The sequence below is a fragment of the Curtobacterium sp. A7_M15 genome (assembly GCF_030705415.1).
Taxonomy (GTDB): Bacteria; Actinomycetota; Actinomycetes; order Actinomycetales; family Microbacteriaceae; genus Curtobacterium.
In genome coordinates this window covers 1-2,486 of the sequence record NZ_JAUZED010000203.1, presented here as the reverse complement: position 1 = coordinate 2,486, position 2,486 = coordinate 1, and the positions used below count along the sequence as shown (strand labels likewise).

The window sequence follows — 2,486 nt, the reverse complement described above, 5'->3', positions numbered from 1 at the left end:
GGGGCCGGCGCCGCGCCGGACCCGACCCGCGCCGGACCCGCGCCGGGGCCGAGCCGGGCGGGTCCGACCCGTTCAGTGAGCAGAAATCGTCGGGTCCGCGGCACCGACCCGACGATTCCTGCTCACCCGAGCGACGGAGCGCCAGCCCCGCACGCCCTCACACCGCCCGGACCACCCCGCGCGAGAGGATCGCGTTCGTCAGGGCGTCGATCGGCTCCCGCTGCACCGTCGGGTTCGCGATGAGCACGTAGTCGACCGCCGGCAGGTCCGGCAACGACAACCGCTGCGACACCTTCACGAGGTCGGCCGGGATGAGCGAGTGCGGGAACACCGCGACCCCGATCCCCGCGCGCACCGCCGCGAGCACCCCGTTGACGTCACGCGTGTTGCAGGTGATCCGCCAGGTGCGGCCGGCTGCCTCGAGGGCGTCGATCGCCATCTGCCGGCTGATGCTCGGCGCCTGGTAGGCGATGAGCGGCACCGGCTCACCGGGCTCGAGGGCGATGCCGTCCTGCGCCATCCACACCATCTGGTCGCTCGCGACGCGGGTGCCCTCGGCGGACTCCCCCGCGGTCTGCTTGATGAACACGAGGTCGAGCTGCCCCGCGTGCACCCGGCGGAGCAGCGGCGACGACTGGTTCACCGTGAGCTCGAGGTTCACCTGCGGGTGCAGCCGTCGGAAGTCGCGCAGGATCCGCGGCAGCTGCGTGATCGCGAGGTCGTCCGCCGCCCCGAACCGGAGTCGGCCGCGCGTCGCCGCTCCCGAGAAGTAGGCGTCGGCGGTGGCGTGCGCCGCGAGGATCGTCCGCGCGAACCCGGCCATCGCATCCCCGTTGTCCGTGAGTGCCACGCCCCGGGTGTCGCGGGCGACGAGGGTCCGGGACACGGCCGTCTCGAGCCGCCGCACGTGCTGCGACACCGTCGGCTGGCTGATGCCGAGGCGTGACCCGGCCGCCGTGAAGCTGCCGGTCTCGGCGACCGCGAGGAACGTCTGGAGCAGGACCGGGTCGAGCACGCTCACCTCATTCGACATCGCAATGGAGTGATAGCCACCATAGGGGAATCGAATGGCGCCGCACCACGTAGTTTCGATGGGGTACCACTTTCCGCAGCCGACGTCCGGAGACCCCCACCGTGAGCGCGTCATCGACGACCCTCCCCCCGCCCACCGAACCGCTGCCGATCCAGGCCGCCCGACCGCCGTGGCGCCACACCCTCATCGCCCTGTCGGTGCCGAACTTCCGGCTCTTCACCGCCACGAACCTCGTCGCGATGACCGCCGGCTGGATGCAGCGCATCGCGCAGGACTGGCTCGTGCTGCAGCTCACCGGGTCGGTCGCGCAGGTCGGCATCACGGTGGCGTGCCAGTTCGCGCCGATGTTGTTGTTCGGGCTCCTCGGCGGCGTGCTCGTCGATCGGTTCTCGAAGCGCGCGCTGATGATGATCACGCAGGGCTCGTTCGCCGTCCTGTCGGCACTGCTCGCCGTCCTCACGCTGTCCGGCGTGGTGCAGGCGTGGCACATCTGGACGATCGCGTTCCTCGTGGGCATGGTCACCGTCATCGACAACCCCGCCCGCCAGGTGTTCGTCACCGAGATCGTCGGCCACGAGCACCTGCGCAACGCGATCAGCGTGAACTCGTCGGTGTTCCAGCTCGGCGGCATGATCGGCCCGGCGCTCTCCGGGGCACTGCTCGTGGCGGTCGGTGCGGGCTGGTCGTTCGGCGTCAACGCGATCGCCTGCGTCGCCGTCGTGGTGACGCTCGGCTTCCTCAAGGTCTCGGAACTCCACCGCACACCGCCGGCACCGCGCGGGAAGGGCCAGCTCGTCGAGGGACTCCGCTACGCCGTCCGGAAGCCGACGATCATCGTGCCGGTCGTCCTCGTGGCGTTCTTCTCGGTATTCGCACTGACGATGCCCGTGCTGCTCTCGGCCTTCGCGTCCGAGGTCTACCACGTCGGCGCCGGCGGCTACGGCGTCTTCAACTCCGCCGTCGCCATCGGAGCCCTCGCCGGTGCGCTGCTCTCGACCCGTCGCGCCACCGTCCGGCTCCGCACCATCGTCGGCGGGGTGTTCTGGACCGGGATCCTGCTCGTCGTGTCGGGCTCCATCCCCGCGATCGCCCCCTTCACCGTCGCACTCGTCGCCGTCGGGATGTCGCAGCTGCTCTTCCAGACGGCGTCGAACTCACTCGTGCAGCTGTCGTCGAACGTGGCGATCCGCGGTCGGGTGATGTCGCTCTACGTCCTCGTCCTGCTCGGAGGACAGGCGATCGGCGGCCCCCTCATGGGCCAGGTGGTCGACCACTTCGGCGCCCACGTCGGGATGGTCGTCGCCGGAGGCGTCCCGGCCGCCGCGGCGGCCGTCGTCGGCCTCGTCCTCGCCCGACGGGGCGGACTGCACCTGGCGGTGCGGATGCGGCACCACATGCCGGTGCCGTCGATCGTCGGTCACCGCTGACGCGTCGGACGGGAGGCGCGGTGCGG

Annotated in this window: 2 protein-coding genes; one reads left to right on the top strand and one right to left on the bottom strand. The window is 71.2% G+C overall.

Features of this window, described 5'->3' with window-relative positions; translation table 11 throughout:
• Positions 1–157: 157 nt before the first annotated feature.
• A complete protein-coding gene (locus tag Q7F20_RS18360) occupies positions 158–1,015 on the bottom strand; it encodes a LysR substrate-binding domain-containing protein (RefSeq protein ID WP_305741495.1) in 858 nt (285 codons plus the stop codon).
• Between the two features lie 119 nt (positions 1,016–1,134).
• Between Q7F20_RS18360 and Q7F20_RS18355 the strand changes: the two genes are divergently transcribed.
• Entirely contained in the window at positions 1,135–2,460 is a 1,326-nt protein-coding gene (locus tag Q7F20_RS18355; RefSeq protein ID WP_305741494.1) for an MFS transporter, read from the top strand.
• The last annotated feature ends 26 nt before the right edge of the window (positions 2,461–2,486 follow it).